This is a genomic window from Herminiimonas sp. GW821-FHT09C12 (assembly GCF_059416385.1).
Map to the genome: position 1 here is coordinate 1,354,770 of NZ_JBWKPC010000001.1, position 14,033 is coordinate 1,368,802.

Sequence of the window (14,033 nt, forward strand, 5' to 3'; positions counted from 1 at the left end):
CTCATCTTGTTTGCCCACATTTCATAAAAAAGGCCGCCAAATTTGGCGGCCTTTTTATTTACTTCTTCAATGAGTCGCGAATTTCTCGTAACAGCAAAACATCTTCAGGCGTTGCTGCCGGGGCTTCTGCTGGCGGATCGTTTCTTTTCAATTTGCTTAGCAAACGCACCATTTGAAAAATGATGAAGGCAAGAATGATGAAGTTCAGCGCAATTGTGATGAAGTTACCATAGGCGAGGACGGCGCCCAGTTTTTTTGCCTCAACCAGCGTCAAGTGCGGGTCCTGATTGTTCAGCGCAAGGTAGTAATTACTGAAATCCAATCCACCGAAAATTTTGCCAACAATCGGCATGATGATGTCTTGTACCAGCGAATCGACGATCTTGCCGAATGCGGCGCCAATAATGACTGCGACAGCCAAGTCGACTACATTTCCCTTGACTGCGAAAGCCTTAAATTCCTGCATCATGCCCATGGCAATCCTCCGTTTAACTTGTTTGTAAAAGTGCAATGTGCCAATGTATCCTAATTTTTAGCGCTATAAACGTCAAATTAAATTTCCTCTTTTTTGTGCAAATTCGATGGATAATGCGACGCAAATAAGCCGATGCGGCAACGGAATGCTCCAAAAAGTTCCGTAAAAATTACTTTAAGCATGTCTATTTGCTTTAAAACAAGCGTTAGCTCCGTTATAATCTAAGGTTGCTAGAAGTTTCGTACACATTTCGCATTTTGACTGATTGGGGTTGGTATGAGTAACGAAAAGCAGGTCGACTCTGGTCGACGGGGCTTGCTCGTCGCTACGTGTGCGGCGGGTGGCGTGGCTGGATTAGCCACAACTGGTATGTTGGTCTCAACTTTTCAGCCGTCCGAGCGAGCAAAAGCCGCCGGTGCGCCAGTTGAAGTTGATATCGCAAGCCTAGCCCCAGGTGAGATGAAAACTGTAGAGTGGCGCGGAAATCCAGTCTGGATTTTGAAGCGTACGCCAGAGCAAGTGGCGGAGCTTGGAAAATTCGATGCTGAACTTGCCGACCCCGAATCTGTACGAACACAATTTTCGACCACGCCAGAGTACGCAATGAACGAATGGCGTTCACGGCAAAAGGATCTGCTGGTCGTTGTTGGTATCTGCCCACACTTGGGGTGCTCACCAACTGCCAAATTCCAGACCGGTGCGCAACCATCGTTGCCGGACGACTGGCACGGTGGCTTTCTCTGCCCATGCCATGGTTCGACTTTCGATCTGGCCGGCCGCGTCTACAAGAACAAGCCTTCGCCAGACAATCTGCAGGTTCCGCCATATATGTTCGAAGGCGACACCAAGCTGGTTATCGGCAAAGATGAGAAAGGTGAGGCGTAATCATGGCTTTCCACGAAAAACAACTCCCTGCCGACGCACCGATTGCTGACAAAGCATTGAACTGGGTAGATGCCCGTTTCCCTTTGTCATCGACCTGGAAAGCGCATCTCTCCGAATACTACGCCCCAAAGAATTTCAACTTCCTCTACGTTTTTGGCTCACTCGCACTGTTGGTGCTGGTCATCCAGATCGTTACCGGTATTTTCCTCGTCATGCATTACAAACCGGACGCAACGCTTGCGTTTGCTTCGGTTGAATACATCATGCGCGATGTGCCTTGGGGCTGGCTGGTGCGTTATATGCACTCGACTGGCGCGTCGGCCTTCTTCGTCGTGGTTTACATCCATATGCTGCGCGGCCTTCTGTACGGTTCGTATCGCAAACCACGTGAACTGGTCTGGTTGTTCGGCGTTGCGATTTTCCTGTGCCTGATGGCAGAAGCGTTCTTTGGCTATTTGCTGCCATGGGGCCAAATGTCATATTGGGGTGCACAAGTTATTGTTAACTTGTTCGGTGCGATCCCTTTCATCGGCCCTGATCTGTCCTTGTGGATACGCGGTGATTACGTCGTCTCCGATGCAACCCTGAACCGTTTCTTTGCATTCCACGTGATTGCAATTCCACTGGTCCTGATTGGTTTGGTTGTAGCGCACATCGTTGCTCTGCACGAAGTAGGTTCGAGCAACCCTGATGGCGTTGAAATCAAGGAAAAACTGGATGACAAAGGTATTCCGCTCGACGGTATTCCATTCCATCCTTATTACTCAGTGCACGATATTTTTATCGTGACGATTTTCCTGTTCGTGTTCACCGCTGTTGTGTTCTTCGCGCCGGAAATGGGTGGTTACTTCCTCGAGTACAACAACTTCGTTCCAGCTGATCCGCTGAAAACACCGCCACATATTGCGCCGGTTTGGTACTTCACGCCGTTCTATTCGATTCTGCGTGCGACTACTTCGGACTTTATGGTATGGCTGATAGCGGGTATTTTTGCCTATGCGGCATTGATTTGGTTTAAAACGAAGTTGCAAAAACCTATCAAGCTTGCTGTTGTCGTCATTGCGTTTTTAATCGCAGTTGCAATGGGCCTTTTCCCTATTATCGCTTCTCATTTAAATTTGTCAGCCGCAGTGCCTGATGTTTTAAAAGGGTTTGACGCTAAGTTTTTTGGTGTTGTGTTAATGGGTGTGTCGGTCATGATCATGTTCGGCTTGCCATGGCTGGATGTGTCCCCTGTCAAGTCGATCAGATATCGTCCAACTTGGCATAAGTATATCTATGGTGTGTTCGGCATCGCCTTTGTTATTCTCGGTTATCTGGGTGTGCAGCCGCCGACCGCAATTGGCACGTACATCGCGCAGGTTGGTACTTTCATTTACTTCGGCTTCTTCCTCTTGATGCCATGGTGGAGTGCCATGGGAACATTCAAGCCTGTACCGGATCGCGTTGTTTTTCATCCGCACTAAGCCGCAAAGGGATAAGAGAATCATGACATTGATGAAAAAACTGATCGCGACTTTGGTGCTGTTGCCAGGCTTGGTGCTGGCGTCGGAAAGTGATTTCCCGCTGGATCATGCGCCAGACCGCACCAAAAATCTCGCTTCGCTGCAGAACGGTGCCAGACTTTTTGTGAACTACTGTTTGAGCTGCCACTCTGCATCGTCATTGCGTTATAACAAGCTGCAGGATCTCGGCCTGACTGAAGAGCAAATCAAGAATAATTTGCTCTTCACCTCAGACAAGGTTGGCAGCATGATGACCATTGCAATGGCACCGAAAGATGCCAAAAACTGGTTTGGTGCGGTTCCACCGGATTTGTCGGTGATCGCACGTGCCAAGGCTTCCGGCGCTGGTACTGGTCCGGATTGGCTCTATACTTATCTGCGTTCGTACTACAAAGATGACACACGTGCGACGGGTTGGAACAATATGGTGTTCCCGAACGTCGGTATGCCGCATGTTCTGTGGGAACTTCAAGGCATACGTGATGCCAAATTCGTAGATGAAAAAGATCCACATGACCCGAACAAGGTTGTGCACAAATTTGCCGGCTTTGAACAAGTCACACCGGGGACATTGACCCCGTTGGAGTACGATACAGCTGTTGCCGATCTGGTGTCATTTATGACCTGGATGGCTGAGCCGGCACAAAATACCCGTAAACGCCTCGGCGCTTGGGTATTGATGTTTCTGGGTGTATTCATCGTAATCACCTGGCGCTTGAATGCTTCCTATTGGAAAGATATCAAGTAATTTTCTTGCCCGCAGTTTGCGGGGTTTGTTTTAGGGTGAGCCGTAACGGGTCTCACCCTTTTGTTTCTAAGGAACTATAAAAATGATGGTTCTCTATTCGGGTACAACCTGCCCATTCTCCCAACGTTGCCGCCTGGTTCTGTTTGAAAAAGGCATGGACTTCGAAGTTCGCGACGTAGATTTGTTCAACAAGCCGGAAGATATTTCGACGATGAACCCGTACGGCCAAGTGCCGATTCTGGTTGAGCGTGATTTGATTTTGTATGAATCAAATATCATCAACGAGTACATCGATGAGCGCTTCCCGCATCCGCAATTGATGCCGGCAGATCCATTGATGCGCGCGCGTGCACGTCTGATGTTGTTCAATTTTGAAAAAGAATTGTTCATCCACGTTCATACGTTGGAAAATGACAAAGGCCGTAGCGGCGAAAAAATTCAGGAAAAAGCACGTAACGAAATTCGTGATCGCCTGACGACGCTGGCACCTCTGTTCTTGAAGAACAAGTACATGCTGGGTGATGAATTCTCGATGCTGGACGTTGCAATCGCACCGTTGCTGTGGCGTTTGGATCATTACGGTATCGAGTTGTCGAAAACCGCTGCACCGCTGATGAAATACGCAGAACGCATCTTCTCGCGTCCTGCCTATATCGAAGCACTGACACCTTCTGAAAAGGTCATGCGTCGTTAAAAATTGCGTCGTGTTGTTCCCGATGATGTCTGTTGAGTGAAAGCTTGTATTTCAATCAACGACATCGTTTGGGTTTCATGGCACACTTTTTAGCCGTGTAGAGCTGATCGCAATCATGTCTGAAACTTCAACAAAACCTTATTTGCTGCGCGCCATTTACGAGTGGTGCACAGACAATGGCTACACGCCTTACATGGCTGCAGTAGTGGATGGCGCAACACGTGTGCCTATGGAATTCGTCAAGAACGGCGAAATCGTGCTCAACATCAGCTTCAGCGCAACCAGTGGCTTGAAGATGGAGAACGATCTCATCCGTTTTAGTGCGCGTTTCGGCGGTGTCTCACGTGATATTTCTGTACCTGTCGATAACGTTGTTGCCATTTATGCGCGTGAAAACGGGCAAGGTATGGCGTTTGAAGCGAGTAACAAGTCGAGCGATGAGCAAGCTGATGAGGCCGATGCCGCACCAGCAGATCAAGCTCCTGCGTCTTCTGCGCCCGCATTAACCTCGGTTCCGACGGCACAAAATAAGCCGAATGACAAAGATGAGGACGATGATGGTTCGGACGATGTGCCAGATCCACCAAAAAAAGGTGGAAGACCTACACTTACTCGCATCAAATAGAGTATAATTCTGCTCTGCAAAAAGTTTAGCCGACTTAGCTCATTTGGTAGAGCAGTTGATTTGTAATCATCAGGTGGCCAGTTCGAAACCGGCAGTCGGCACCAAATAAAAGCCCTTTATAACGCGAGTTATAAAGGGCTTTTTCTTGTCCGTTCACTTCTCATTGCGTGCACATTTCAGTCTTGTGCGGATCTGCGGATAGAATGAAGTCATTCATTTATTCTGCAATGGTTCCATGAAATCAAGTTCCCTCATTTTTCCTTTATTGATCGCATCCGCTGCCGCGCTGGTGCAGGCGCAGGAAGTGCAGACTGTCAAAATCGGACTTGCCGCACCACTGACCGGGCCGCAAGCCTTTTATGGCAAGGATAGCCAGAACGGCGCACGCATGGCAGTGGATGAGTTGAATGAAAAGAAAATCATCGTTGATGGACGACAGCTTCGGTTTGAATTGTTGTCCGAAGATGATGCTGCGGATCCCAAGCAAGGAGCTGCAGTCGCACAACGCTTTTGCGACCTGCATGTGAATGCGGTGATCGGACATACCAATTCAGGTACTACCATCCCGGCTGCGCGGATTTACAATCAATGCGGCTTGCCGAATCTGACACCGTCTGCGACCAGTCCGGAACTGAGCAAGTTCGGCTACAACACCACCTTCCGCATGCTGGCAAATGACAGCACCCTGGCACAGGCGATTGCCGCCTATACGGTGAATGTTTTGAAGCTCAAGACGGTGGCAGTGATCGATGATCGCAGTGCTTACGGTCAGGGACTGGCTGATGCATTCAGGACGGCATTGCGTAATACGCCGGTGAAGGTAGTGACGCAGCAATACACTAATGATAAGGCAGTTGATTTCAGTGCGATCCTGACCGCGGTCAAAGCGCTTAATCCGGATGGTATTTTCTTTGGTGGCATGGATCCGCAGGGCAGTGCGATGTTGCGGCAAATGGAACAGCTAGGCCTGACGCGGCAAAAATTCCTTGGTGGCGATGGTATCTGCACGCAGAGCATGGAGCAGCGTACCGCAGGTTTTAAAATTCAGGACAATGTGGTGTGTGCGCATAGCGGCATTGCGCTGGATCGCATGGCGGCCAGTCGTGATTGGAAGAAGCGTTATGACGCAAAATTTCCCGGGCAATTCCAGATGCATGGCCCGTATTCCTACGACGCTGTGCTGGCAGTTGCCAAAGCCATGCAGGCGGCCAATAGCATAGAACCGCAGAAGTATCTGCCGGCGATGACCAAGGTGCATTTTGCAGGCGTGATGTCGAACGTGCAGTTTGACGCGCGGGGCGAGATCAAGAATCCGACAATTTCTATCTACACCTACCAGGATGGCAAGCGTCGTCTGGCGAACTGAGTCAGTCCTTCAGACCGTTCCAGCGTGGTGTCAGGCTATGCTGGATATCGAATAAATCCAGCACGCGTCCTACTGTGTGATCGACCATTTCTGCAATCGATGCCGGGCGATGATAAAAGCCGGGTAGCGGCGGGAAGATGATGCCGCCCATTTCCGTGACGGCAGTCATATTGCGCAGATGCGCGAGATTGAAAGGCGTTTCACGCACCATCAAAACCAGACGGCGGCGCTCTTTTAAAACGACATCGGCCGCGCGTGAGATCAGGTTGTCGGAAAAGCCGTGGGCGACTGCTGCGAGCGTCTTCATCGAGCAGGGCGCGATGATCATACCGTCGGATTGAAAAGAACCGCTGGCGATAGCAGCGCCTACATCGCGCACGTTATGCACGACATTAGCCAGCGCTTCCACATCCTTGCGCTTCATATCAAGTTCTTGATGGAGATTCAGCACGCCTGCTTCAGATATCAGCAGATGTGTTTCCACATCTGCGATATCGCGTAGTACTTGCAGCAGGCGTATGCCGTAGATGACGCCGGTAGCGCCGGTGATCGCGATGATTAATCGCTTCCGGCGTGGCGCAGTGATAGCGTCAGCAGACGCTGTCACATCAGGCTTTCAGCAGTGTTTGCAGTTCGCCGGATTCAAACATCTCGTTCATGATGTCGGAGCCGCCGATGAATTCACCGTTGACGTACAACTGAGGTACGGTAGGCCATTTCGAATAGTCTTTGATGCCTTGGCGAACTTCAGCATCGTCCAGTACGTTGACCGTGATCAGATCGGTTACGCCACTTTCTTTCAGCAATGCAATCGCCTTGCCGGAAAAGCCGCACTGTGGAAATTGTGCCGTGCCCTTCATGAATAAAACGACTGGATTTTGGGTTACGGTTTCTTTGATCCAGGATTGTACGTCGTCGCTCATTGCTGCCTCACTGTAAGTTAATGCGCCATTATAAGAAAAACCGGGGAAACTTGCTGCTTATCCCTTCAGTTTGGCAAAAGCTGCTGCCATTGCGCTACCGCTATCTGGCTGACGGCTCTGCTGATTCTGGTGTTGTGACAGGCGGCGGCTGTCATTACGGTCGGCACGTTGCTCTGGTTTGCTTCCGGCAACTGGTGCCGAGTCCGACAGGCGCATTGTCAAAGCGATACGTTTACGCTTCTCGTCAACCTCCAGCACTTTCACTTTGACAACTTGTCCGGCTTTGACCACGGTGTGTGGATCTTTGACAAAGGTATTGGACAGTGCGGAGATATGTACCAAGCCATCCTGATGCACGCCGATATCGACGAAGGCACCGAAGGCCGCGACGTTGGTGACTACGCCTTCGAGAATCATGTCTGGGCGCAAATCCTTGATTTCTTCCACGCCGTCTTTGAACGTGGCGGTGGTGAATTCCGGACGTGGATCGCGGCCTGGTTTTTCCAGTTCTTTCAGAATGTCGGTGATGGTCGGGATACCGAATTTTTCATCCGCGTATTTGGCCGGGCTCAGTGACTTCAAGACCTTTTCATCGCCGATGATGCTTTTCACATCTTTCTTGATGTCGGCCAGGATTTTTTCGACCAGCGGATAGGATTCAGGATGGACTGCCGACGCGTCCAGCGGATTCTCACCTGACATCACGCGCAGGAAGCCTGCTGCCTGCTCAAAAGTCTTGTCGCCCAGGCGCGGCACCGCGCGCAGGTCAGCACGTGAAGTAAACATGCCTTTCATGTCGCGATAGCTGACGATGCTTTGCGCGACGCTGTTATTCAAGCCTGATACACGTGCCAGCAGCGGCGCAGACGCTGTGTTGACGTCTACACCTACCGCATTCACGCAATCCTCAACCACGGCGTCTAGTGAGCGCGCTAATTGAGTTTGGCCGACATCGTGCTGGTACTGACCGACGCCGATAGATTTCGGATCGATCTTGACCAGTTCTGCCAAAGGATCTTGCAAGCGACGTGCGATGGATACTGCGCCACGGATCGAGACATCCATATCCGGCAATTCGCGCGATGCGAATTCAGATGCGGAGTACACCGACGCGCCGGCTTCGGAGACGACGATCTTGGTCAGCTTTAATTCTGGACGCATCTTGATCAAGTCTTGCGCCAGCTTGTCGGTTTCGCGCGAGGCGGTGCCGTTGCCGATAGAGATCAGCGCGACTTTATGTTTCTCTGCCAGTTGTGCCAGCGTATGCAGCGTGCCGTCCCAATCGTTGCGTGGCTGGTGCGGATAGACGGTGGCGGTATCGACCACTTTGCCGGTGGCATCGACCACTGCGACCTTGACGCCAGTACGCAGGCCAGGATCGAGTCCCATCGTGGCGCGCGGTCCGGCTGGCGCTGCCAGTAGCAGCGCTTTCAGATTCAGTGCAAATACATTGATCGCTTCGACTTCTGCTTTCTCGCGCAGATTGGTCATCAGCTCTGTTTCCAGATGCATGAAGACTTTGACACGCCAGGTCCAGCGTACGGTGTCGGCCAGCCATTTATCTGCAGGACGACCTTGATTGCTGATGCCGAAGCGCGAAGCGATACGACCTTCGCACGGATTGTGTGGCGCATCCCATTTCGGTTTTTCTTCTTCTGTGTCGAGGCGTAGATTGACGTTCAGCATTTCTTCACGACGACCGCGGAACATCGCCAGCGCACGGTGCGAAGGGATGGTGCTGATGGTTTCCGAGTAATCGAAATAATCGGAGAACTTCGCGCCCGCATCTTCTTTGCCTTCAACCACTTTGGATTCAACAATGCCGTGCTCGGTGATGTATTCACGCAAGGCTTGCAGCAGCGCTGCATCTTCGGCGAAACGTTCCATCAAAATTTGGCGCGCGCCGTCGAGCGCTGCTTTGGTATCGGCTACACCTGGATTGTCGATCCCATCTACTGTGAAAGCAGGTTTCAGGTATTTGGTGGCTTCTTCTTCCGGATTCAGCGTCGGGTCTGCGATCAGTGCATCAGCCAATGGCGTCAAGCCAGCTTCAACTGCAATCTGCGCTTTGGTGCGGCGTTTCTGTTTGTACGGCAGATACAAATCTTCCAGTCGTGTCTTGTCTTCTGCGTGCATGATCGCGTCGAGCAAGACTGGTGTCATTTTATTTTGCTCTTCGATAGAGGCCACAATCGCGGCGCGTCTATCTTCCAGTTCGCGCAGATAGCGCAGGCGCTCTTCCAGCAAACGTAATTGAATATCGTCGAGGCCGCCGGTTGCTTCTTTACGGTAACGCGAGATAAAAGGCACGGTGGCACCTTCATCCAGCAGAGCTATGGCAGCAGCGACCTGTATAGGTTTAGCGGCAAGTTCGAGGGCGAGACGTTGTTCGATGGAAGGCAGCATGAATAATCAGAATGAGGATAACGAGCGCTAGATGATACGCAATTGACGCGAATGCGCCAGTCTTGACAGCAGAGAAAAAGACAGAGGAATAAGCAGATGTTTTCTATGTTGCAACTATTCGGGGGAATGCATACGACGCGAAAGCTGCGTCGTATGCAAGGCGGAAGCGATTGAGGAAATGCGTGTCTTTATTTCAAGGAAAAATCTACACGGCTTGCTTTGGCTGCGGCAGCACCGTCTTTCGCAGCCGTGCCACCGGACTTGGAAGCAAGGATGAAAATGCGGTCTTCAGGGATCTTGCCGGTTTGCAGCAGCCAATCCTTGACGACTTGTGCGCGACGATTGCCGAGTGCAATCAGATCATCGTCGCTGACAGTAGTGTTGGTGACCATCAGTTTTTCCATTTCTTCCACTGGCAAATCTTTTTGCAAGCCGATCATATTGCGCGGTTTAGGAAATTTTTCATCGCTATACACACGTTTCAACAAAGCTGGATATTCCTGCGGTGTGACCGTCAGGCTGTCCAGATCGCCGGATTGACCGCGTGCCACCATGTCTTTCAATTTCAGCGCGCGTACTTTGCGTGTAATGGATGCGTGTTTCAAACCTTCGCGATCAGCTTCTGGATCGGTGCGGCCAGTGATTTCCAGTTTCAATGCTGGACGATCTGTCAGCATTTTTACCATGGTCTTGAGTTTGGTTTCGCCAGCATCGTTGATCGTGGCGAAGCCGGGAGCGAAATCCAGATTCGATAATTCTTCGCCGCCACCAAACAATGAGCCGATCAGCGCGAACGGTGCGGTGACTGCCTTGGTGATGAGATTGACGATCACCTTGACGATGATGCCGCCGATCGAAAATTGTGGATCGTCCAGCGAACCGCCAATCGGCAGGTTGATATCGATCACGCCGTTGCGATCGCGTAGCAGTGCTAACGCAAAATTGACTGGTAGATTTGGTGCGTCCGGGCTTTCAACCTTGTTTCCCAAAGTGAGCTGCTCCAGAATCAGGCGATTCTGTGCGCTGAGTACGCGATCTTGAATCTTGTAGGCGACTTCAAACGAGAGTTTGCCTTTCTCTATGCCGTAGCCGATGTAGCGGCCGGAGTATGGCGACAGCGGTGCCAGTTCCATGCCGTGTACTTCTGCTTTGACATCCATGGTCAGATCGCCTTTGAGCGGATTGATGGTGCCGGCAACAGCGAGCGGGGCGCTATTGACCTGACCTTTCAAATCGACGTTGGCATTGCTATTGGCATCGGACGACAAGCCGGTCACTACGCCGCCGAACTTCATCAGGTTGGCGGTGTAATTCGGTTTGATGAAATTATCGGTAAAGCGTACCTGACCACCCTGCAATGTCAGCTTCTTGATTTTAATTGGTGGAATGTCGCTGGCCGTTTTGACTGGCGGCGGCAAGGTAACGGTATTTTTATTCGCTGCGACGGGCGGTGTGCCCGGTGCTGCTTTGTGTTCTTCCGTTACGCTTTTCTGACCGGTCGCTTCATTGATCTTCACATCCTGCAGATTGATACGACCAGTTGGGTCGATGATGATGCGCGCGAAGAAGTCGCTGAGTGCAACTTGATCTATGCTCAATGAAAATGGTGCAAGTTTTACATCCATGCCACCGAAGTACAGCGATTTCCAGCGCAGGAAATCATTGGTACTGAGTTTGTCCACTGTAGCCAGATTGCCCAGCGTGAGATCGCCTTTGAAGCCGCCGACTAGTGCATCGCCTTTACCCTGATCGATTTGCAGTTTGCCTTTGCCAGAGATGTCGGCGCGCGTCAGCAGAATGTTGACCTGATCGGTGAAGTACGGCTGCAACTGCATGATGTCTACGCTCTTGAAATCCAGCGCGAGATCGGTGTGCAAAGGTGTCATGCCAACGCTGCCGTTGACGGCGAGTTGTCCGTTTTTGTTGACCGAAGCTTTCAGGTCTATCTGTCCGCGTGCATTCGGTTTGGTGGATAGATTTTGCAAGGACAAGGCCAGCGGGTCGATGACGGTGACGGCTGGTTTTGGCAAGCTGCGATCTTCCAAACGCGCAGACCAATTCGCGATGCCAACTTTGTTGATGTCTACGGTGTAGGAGGCATCCGTGGTTTGGGTTGGTGTTTTGGCTTTGGTCGCGGCATGCGTTTCGCTAGTTTTATTGCTTGTGCTTGCAGCGCTACGTGGTTTGCCTTGTTGCAAAGAGAAGCCGGCTTGATTGGATGTGACTTCATCGACGATCACGGTTTTCTTGCTGGTATCGACTTCAACCTTGCGTACTGTCAGATTGAATTTTTCTATGCTGGCGAGTACCGGGCGTGCCGCTTGTGCATCTGCGTAGCGCAAAGCTGCATTGTTGATATCGAGTTCTGCCAGTGCAAAGGTAAAGGCTGCAGGGGCTTTTGCTGCAGTAGCAACCGGTGGCGCTGGCGTTGCGGGTGCAGGTTCAGCTTTCGCTGTTGCCACAGTTTTGGATGGCGCTGGTGGCGTCAGTAGATTGTCAAAATTAAATTGGCCGTTTGCATTGCGAGCGATATCCGCTTCTATGCCGTTGATCGCCAGCTTGGCAACTTCAAAGCGTTCGCTCAGTACTTTGGCATTGTCCAGCGTGATGGCCAGTTCCGGCAGTTTGACTATTGATTTGCCATTCTGATCATTGACTTGCAATGATTTCAGTTTGACGTTGCCGCTCAGGAGCAGGGCAGGTGCCTTGTCTTTTTCCTGACGGAAATTAGCCGTCATGTGCAGATCGAGTTTGGCGCTAGGTACTTTGAAGTGCGGCGTGCCAGGCACGTATTTAATGTAGTCGGTCAAGTCCACATCGTCGAGATTGAGATCGACGACGGCATCGACAGGGTCGGCAAATGGATGCGCCTTGCCCTTGATCAGCAGTGGCGAACCGTTGACGGTGGCACTCAACAACGGTTCAACATTGACTTCAACCTGCGACGGCAGAGATGAGATGAAAGGTACGCCTATCTTTAGATCGGCGATTTCGTGCTTGGTTTGTGCCGGCTTGTCATCGAGCTCGATGCGGCCTTTATCCACTTCGATATTGAAGACGGAAAAGCGTGCCGGTTCAGGTGACGGTGGCTGGCTGTTGATCAATTCGATGATGTCATCGATGTTGTAGTGTGTCGCATCTTTGCGTACCAGATGAACGTAGGGTGCGCTGAGTTGTACTTGTTTTATTACTGGCGCAAAGCGCAGTATGGATTTATACGAGGTATTGACCATCAGCTTCTCGAAGCTGGCGAAGACAACATCGCCTTCCGGTTCCATCAGCTTCATGTCATGAATCGTGACGCGCATCGCGTACGGATTGACTTCAACCTTGCCTATCGTGGTCTGGCGATGCAGTTTTTCCGTGATCAGCTTTTCTGCCTGTGATTTGATGATGCCCGGCAAGGCAAAGAAGCCAAACAGGCCGATCAACACAACAAATACAACAAGCCCGATGAGGGTGCGCCGAACTACCGGTTTACCCGAGAAATTGCGAGCGGATTGCGCTAGCTGCTGAGTGCGTGAGTTTGGCATGGGAGTTCAGCATAAGCCGGAGTGATGGGTAATTCGATTCTACCAGTCGGATCGGGCGAAATGTTGCTGATTTGAATACGTCGAATGTGAGCTTATGCAAACGCTACAACGGCGGGGAAAGTGGATGCTGGGAGTGGTTTTTGCCCAGAGGGCGAATTTGGCAGGAAGCCGGAAAGGCAAAAATTGAGCGCGTTTTGCGCCCAATTTTCAGAGCAGACTTACTTTTTGTCGGGGAAGCTGTAAACCTCGCCTGAGTCAGCGCCGGCATCCCGCTTGCCGGCACGTAAATCCCGATAGACTGCCGCGCGCATGATGAGCATGGACACGACTGGTGCCGTCAGCATGATGAAGGCGGAAATAATCAGTTCATGTATCACCAGCCTGGACTGCAACACGCTGAAATACAGCATCGAGGCAATCAATAGGCAGCCTGCACCTAGTGTCACCGTGATGGCCGGACCGTGTATGCGCTGATAGAAGCTGGGCAGACGCATCAAGCCCAGTGCGCCGATGAAGATGATGGCGCCACCGAGGATCAGTAACACGGAGACAATGAGGGCTGCCCATGCTGGCAGGTTTTCCAATCCGTTCATTCAATAATCTCCCCACGCATCAGGAATTTGGTCAGGGCTATGGTCGATACAAAGCCCAGCAGCGCAATCATCATCGCCGCTTCGAAATAAATCAGGTCGCCAAAGCGTATTCCCAGCATCAGCGCCAACAGCATGGCGCACATCCACAAGGTGTCCAGTGCGAGCACGCGATCGTGCGCAGTCGGGCCGATGAGTAGCCGGACGGCACAGAACAGCATCGCCAGGAGGATGCAGATGAAGGCGAATTGGATAGCCCATCCCAGCAGTATCGTCATGCTTA

13 protein-coding genes and 1 tRNA gene are annotated in these 14,033 nt (G+C 51.3%); 7 read left to right on the top strand and 7 right to left on the bottom strand.

Annotated features, from left to right (window positions below):
- Positions 1 to 58: 58 nt before the first annotated feature.
- Complete coding sequence (gene mscL / locus AC07N2_RS06415; protein WP_494777496.1) at positions 59 to 475, bottom strand: large conductance mechanosensitive channel protein MscL; 417 nt, start codon at positions 473 to 475, stop codon at positions 59 to 61.
- Positions 476 to 751: 276 nt separating this feature from the next.
- On the opposite strand from mscL, the gene petA reads away from it, so the two are divergent.
- The 7 genes from petA (at position 752) to AC07N2_RS06450 (ending at position 6,298) form a co-directional block, all read left to right on the top strand.
- The gene (gene petA, locus AC07N2_RS06420) at positions 752 to 1,360 is read left to right on the top strand and encodes a ubiquinol-cytochrome c reductase iron-sulfur subunit (protein WP_076593144.1); all 609 of its coding nucleotides are present in this window, start codon (positions 752 to 754) and stop codon (positions 1,358 to 1,360) included.
- Positions 1,360 to 2,826, top strand: coding sequence for a cytochrome b N-terminal domain-containing protein (locus AC07N2_RS06425; protein ID WP_494778125.1), 1,467 nt, complete (start codon positions 1,360 to 1,362; stop codon positions 2,824 to 2,826). The genes petA and AC07N2_RS06425 overlap by 1 nt, the downstream gene beginning before the upstream one ends.
- Before the next feature lie 22 nt (positions 2,827 to 2,848).
- Positions 2,849 to 3,613 (top strand): cytochrome c1, encoded by a 765-nt coding sequence (locus tag AC07N2_RS06430; RefSeq protein WP_494777497.1) that lies wholly within the window; start codon positions 2,849 to 2,851, stop codon positions 3,611 to 3,613.
- Between the two features lie 82 nt (positions 3,614 to 3,695).
- Positions 3,696 to 4,307: a glutathione S-transferase N-terminal domain-containing protein gene (locus tag AC07N2_RS06435; RefSeq protein WP_012081111.1), complete on the top strand. Its 612-nt coding sequence runs from the start codon at positions 3,696 to 3,698 to the stop codon at positions 4,305 to 4,307.
- 115 nt (positions 4,308 to 4,422) lie between these two features.
- On the top strand, positions 4,423 to 4,932 hold the full coding sequence (locus tag AC07N2_RS06440) for a ClpXP protease specificity-enhancing factor (RefSeq protein ID WP_494777498.1): 510 nt from the start codon (positions 4,423 to 4,425) through the stop codon (positions 4,930 to 4,932).
- 28 nt (positions 4,933 to 4,960) lie between these two features.
- Positions 4,961 to 5,036, top strand: a tRNA-Thr gene (locus tag AC07N2_RS06445).
- A gap of 131 nt (positions 5,037 to 5,167) precedes the next feature.
- On the top strand, positions 5,168 to 6,298 hold the full coding sequence (locus tag AC07N2_RS06450; RefSeq protein ID WP_494777499.1) for a branched-chain amino acid ABC transporter substrate-binding protein: 1,131 nt from the start codon (positions 5,168 to 5,170) through the stop codon (positions 6,296 to 6,298).
- A gap of 1 nt (position 6,299) precedes the next feature.
- Here AC07N2_RS06450 and AC07N2_RS06455 read toward each other — a convergent pair whose 3' ends face one another.
- From AC07N2_RS06455 to AC07N2_RS06480, 6 genes are all read right to left on the bottom strand, one after another.
- On the bottom strand, positions 6,300 to 6,905 hold the full coding sequence (locus AC07N2_RS06455) for a UbiX family flavin prenyltransferase (protein ID WP_494777500.1): 606 nt from the start codon (positions 6,903 to 6,905) through the stop codon (positions 6,300 to 6,302).
- Position 6,906: 1 nt separating this feature from the next.
- Positions 6,907 to 7,221: a Grx4 family monothiol glutaredoxin gene (gene grxD, locus AC07N2_RS06460; RefSeq protein ID WP_494777501.1), complete on the bottom strand. Its 315-nt coding sequence runs from the start codon at positions 7,219 to 7,221 to the stop codon at positions 6,907 to 6,909.
- A 57-nt stretch (positions 7,222 to 7,278) separates the two neighbouring features.
- On the bottom strand, positions 7,279 to 9,627 hold the full coding sequence (locus AC07N2_RS06465) for a Tex family protein (RefSeq protein ID WP_494777502.1): 2,349 nt from the start codon (positions 9,625 to 9,627) through the stop codon (positions 7,279 to 7,281).
- A 188-nt stretch (positions 9,628 to 9,815) separates the two neighbouring features.
- Positions 9,816 to 13,160 (bottom strand): DUF748 domain-containing protein, encoded by a 3,345-nt coding sequence (locus AC07N2_RS06470; protein ID WP_494777503.1) that lies wholly within the window; start codon positions 13,158 to 13,160, stop codon positions 9,816 to 9,818.
- Between the two features lie 218 nt (positions 13,161 to 13,378).
- Positions 13,379 to 13,753 carry a monovalent cation/H(+) antiporter subunit G gene (gene mnhG, locus AC07N2_RS06475; RefSeq protein ID WP_494777504.1) on the bottom strand — a complete coding sequence of 125 codons (375 nt, stop codon included), beginning with the start codon at positions 13,751 to 13,753 and terminating at the stop codon, positions 13,379 to 13,381.
- Positions 13,750 to 14,028, bottom strand: a complete 279-nt coding sequence (locus tag AC07N2_RS06480; RefSeq protein ID WP_494777505.1) for a K+/H+ antiporter subunit F — start codon at positions 14,026 to 14,028, stop codon at positions 13,750 to 13,752. Before AC07N2_RS06480 ends, mnhG begins: the two co-directional genes overlap by 4 nt.
- Positions 14,029 to 14,033: the final 5 nt, after the last annotated feature.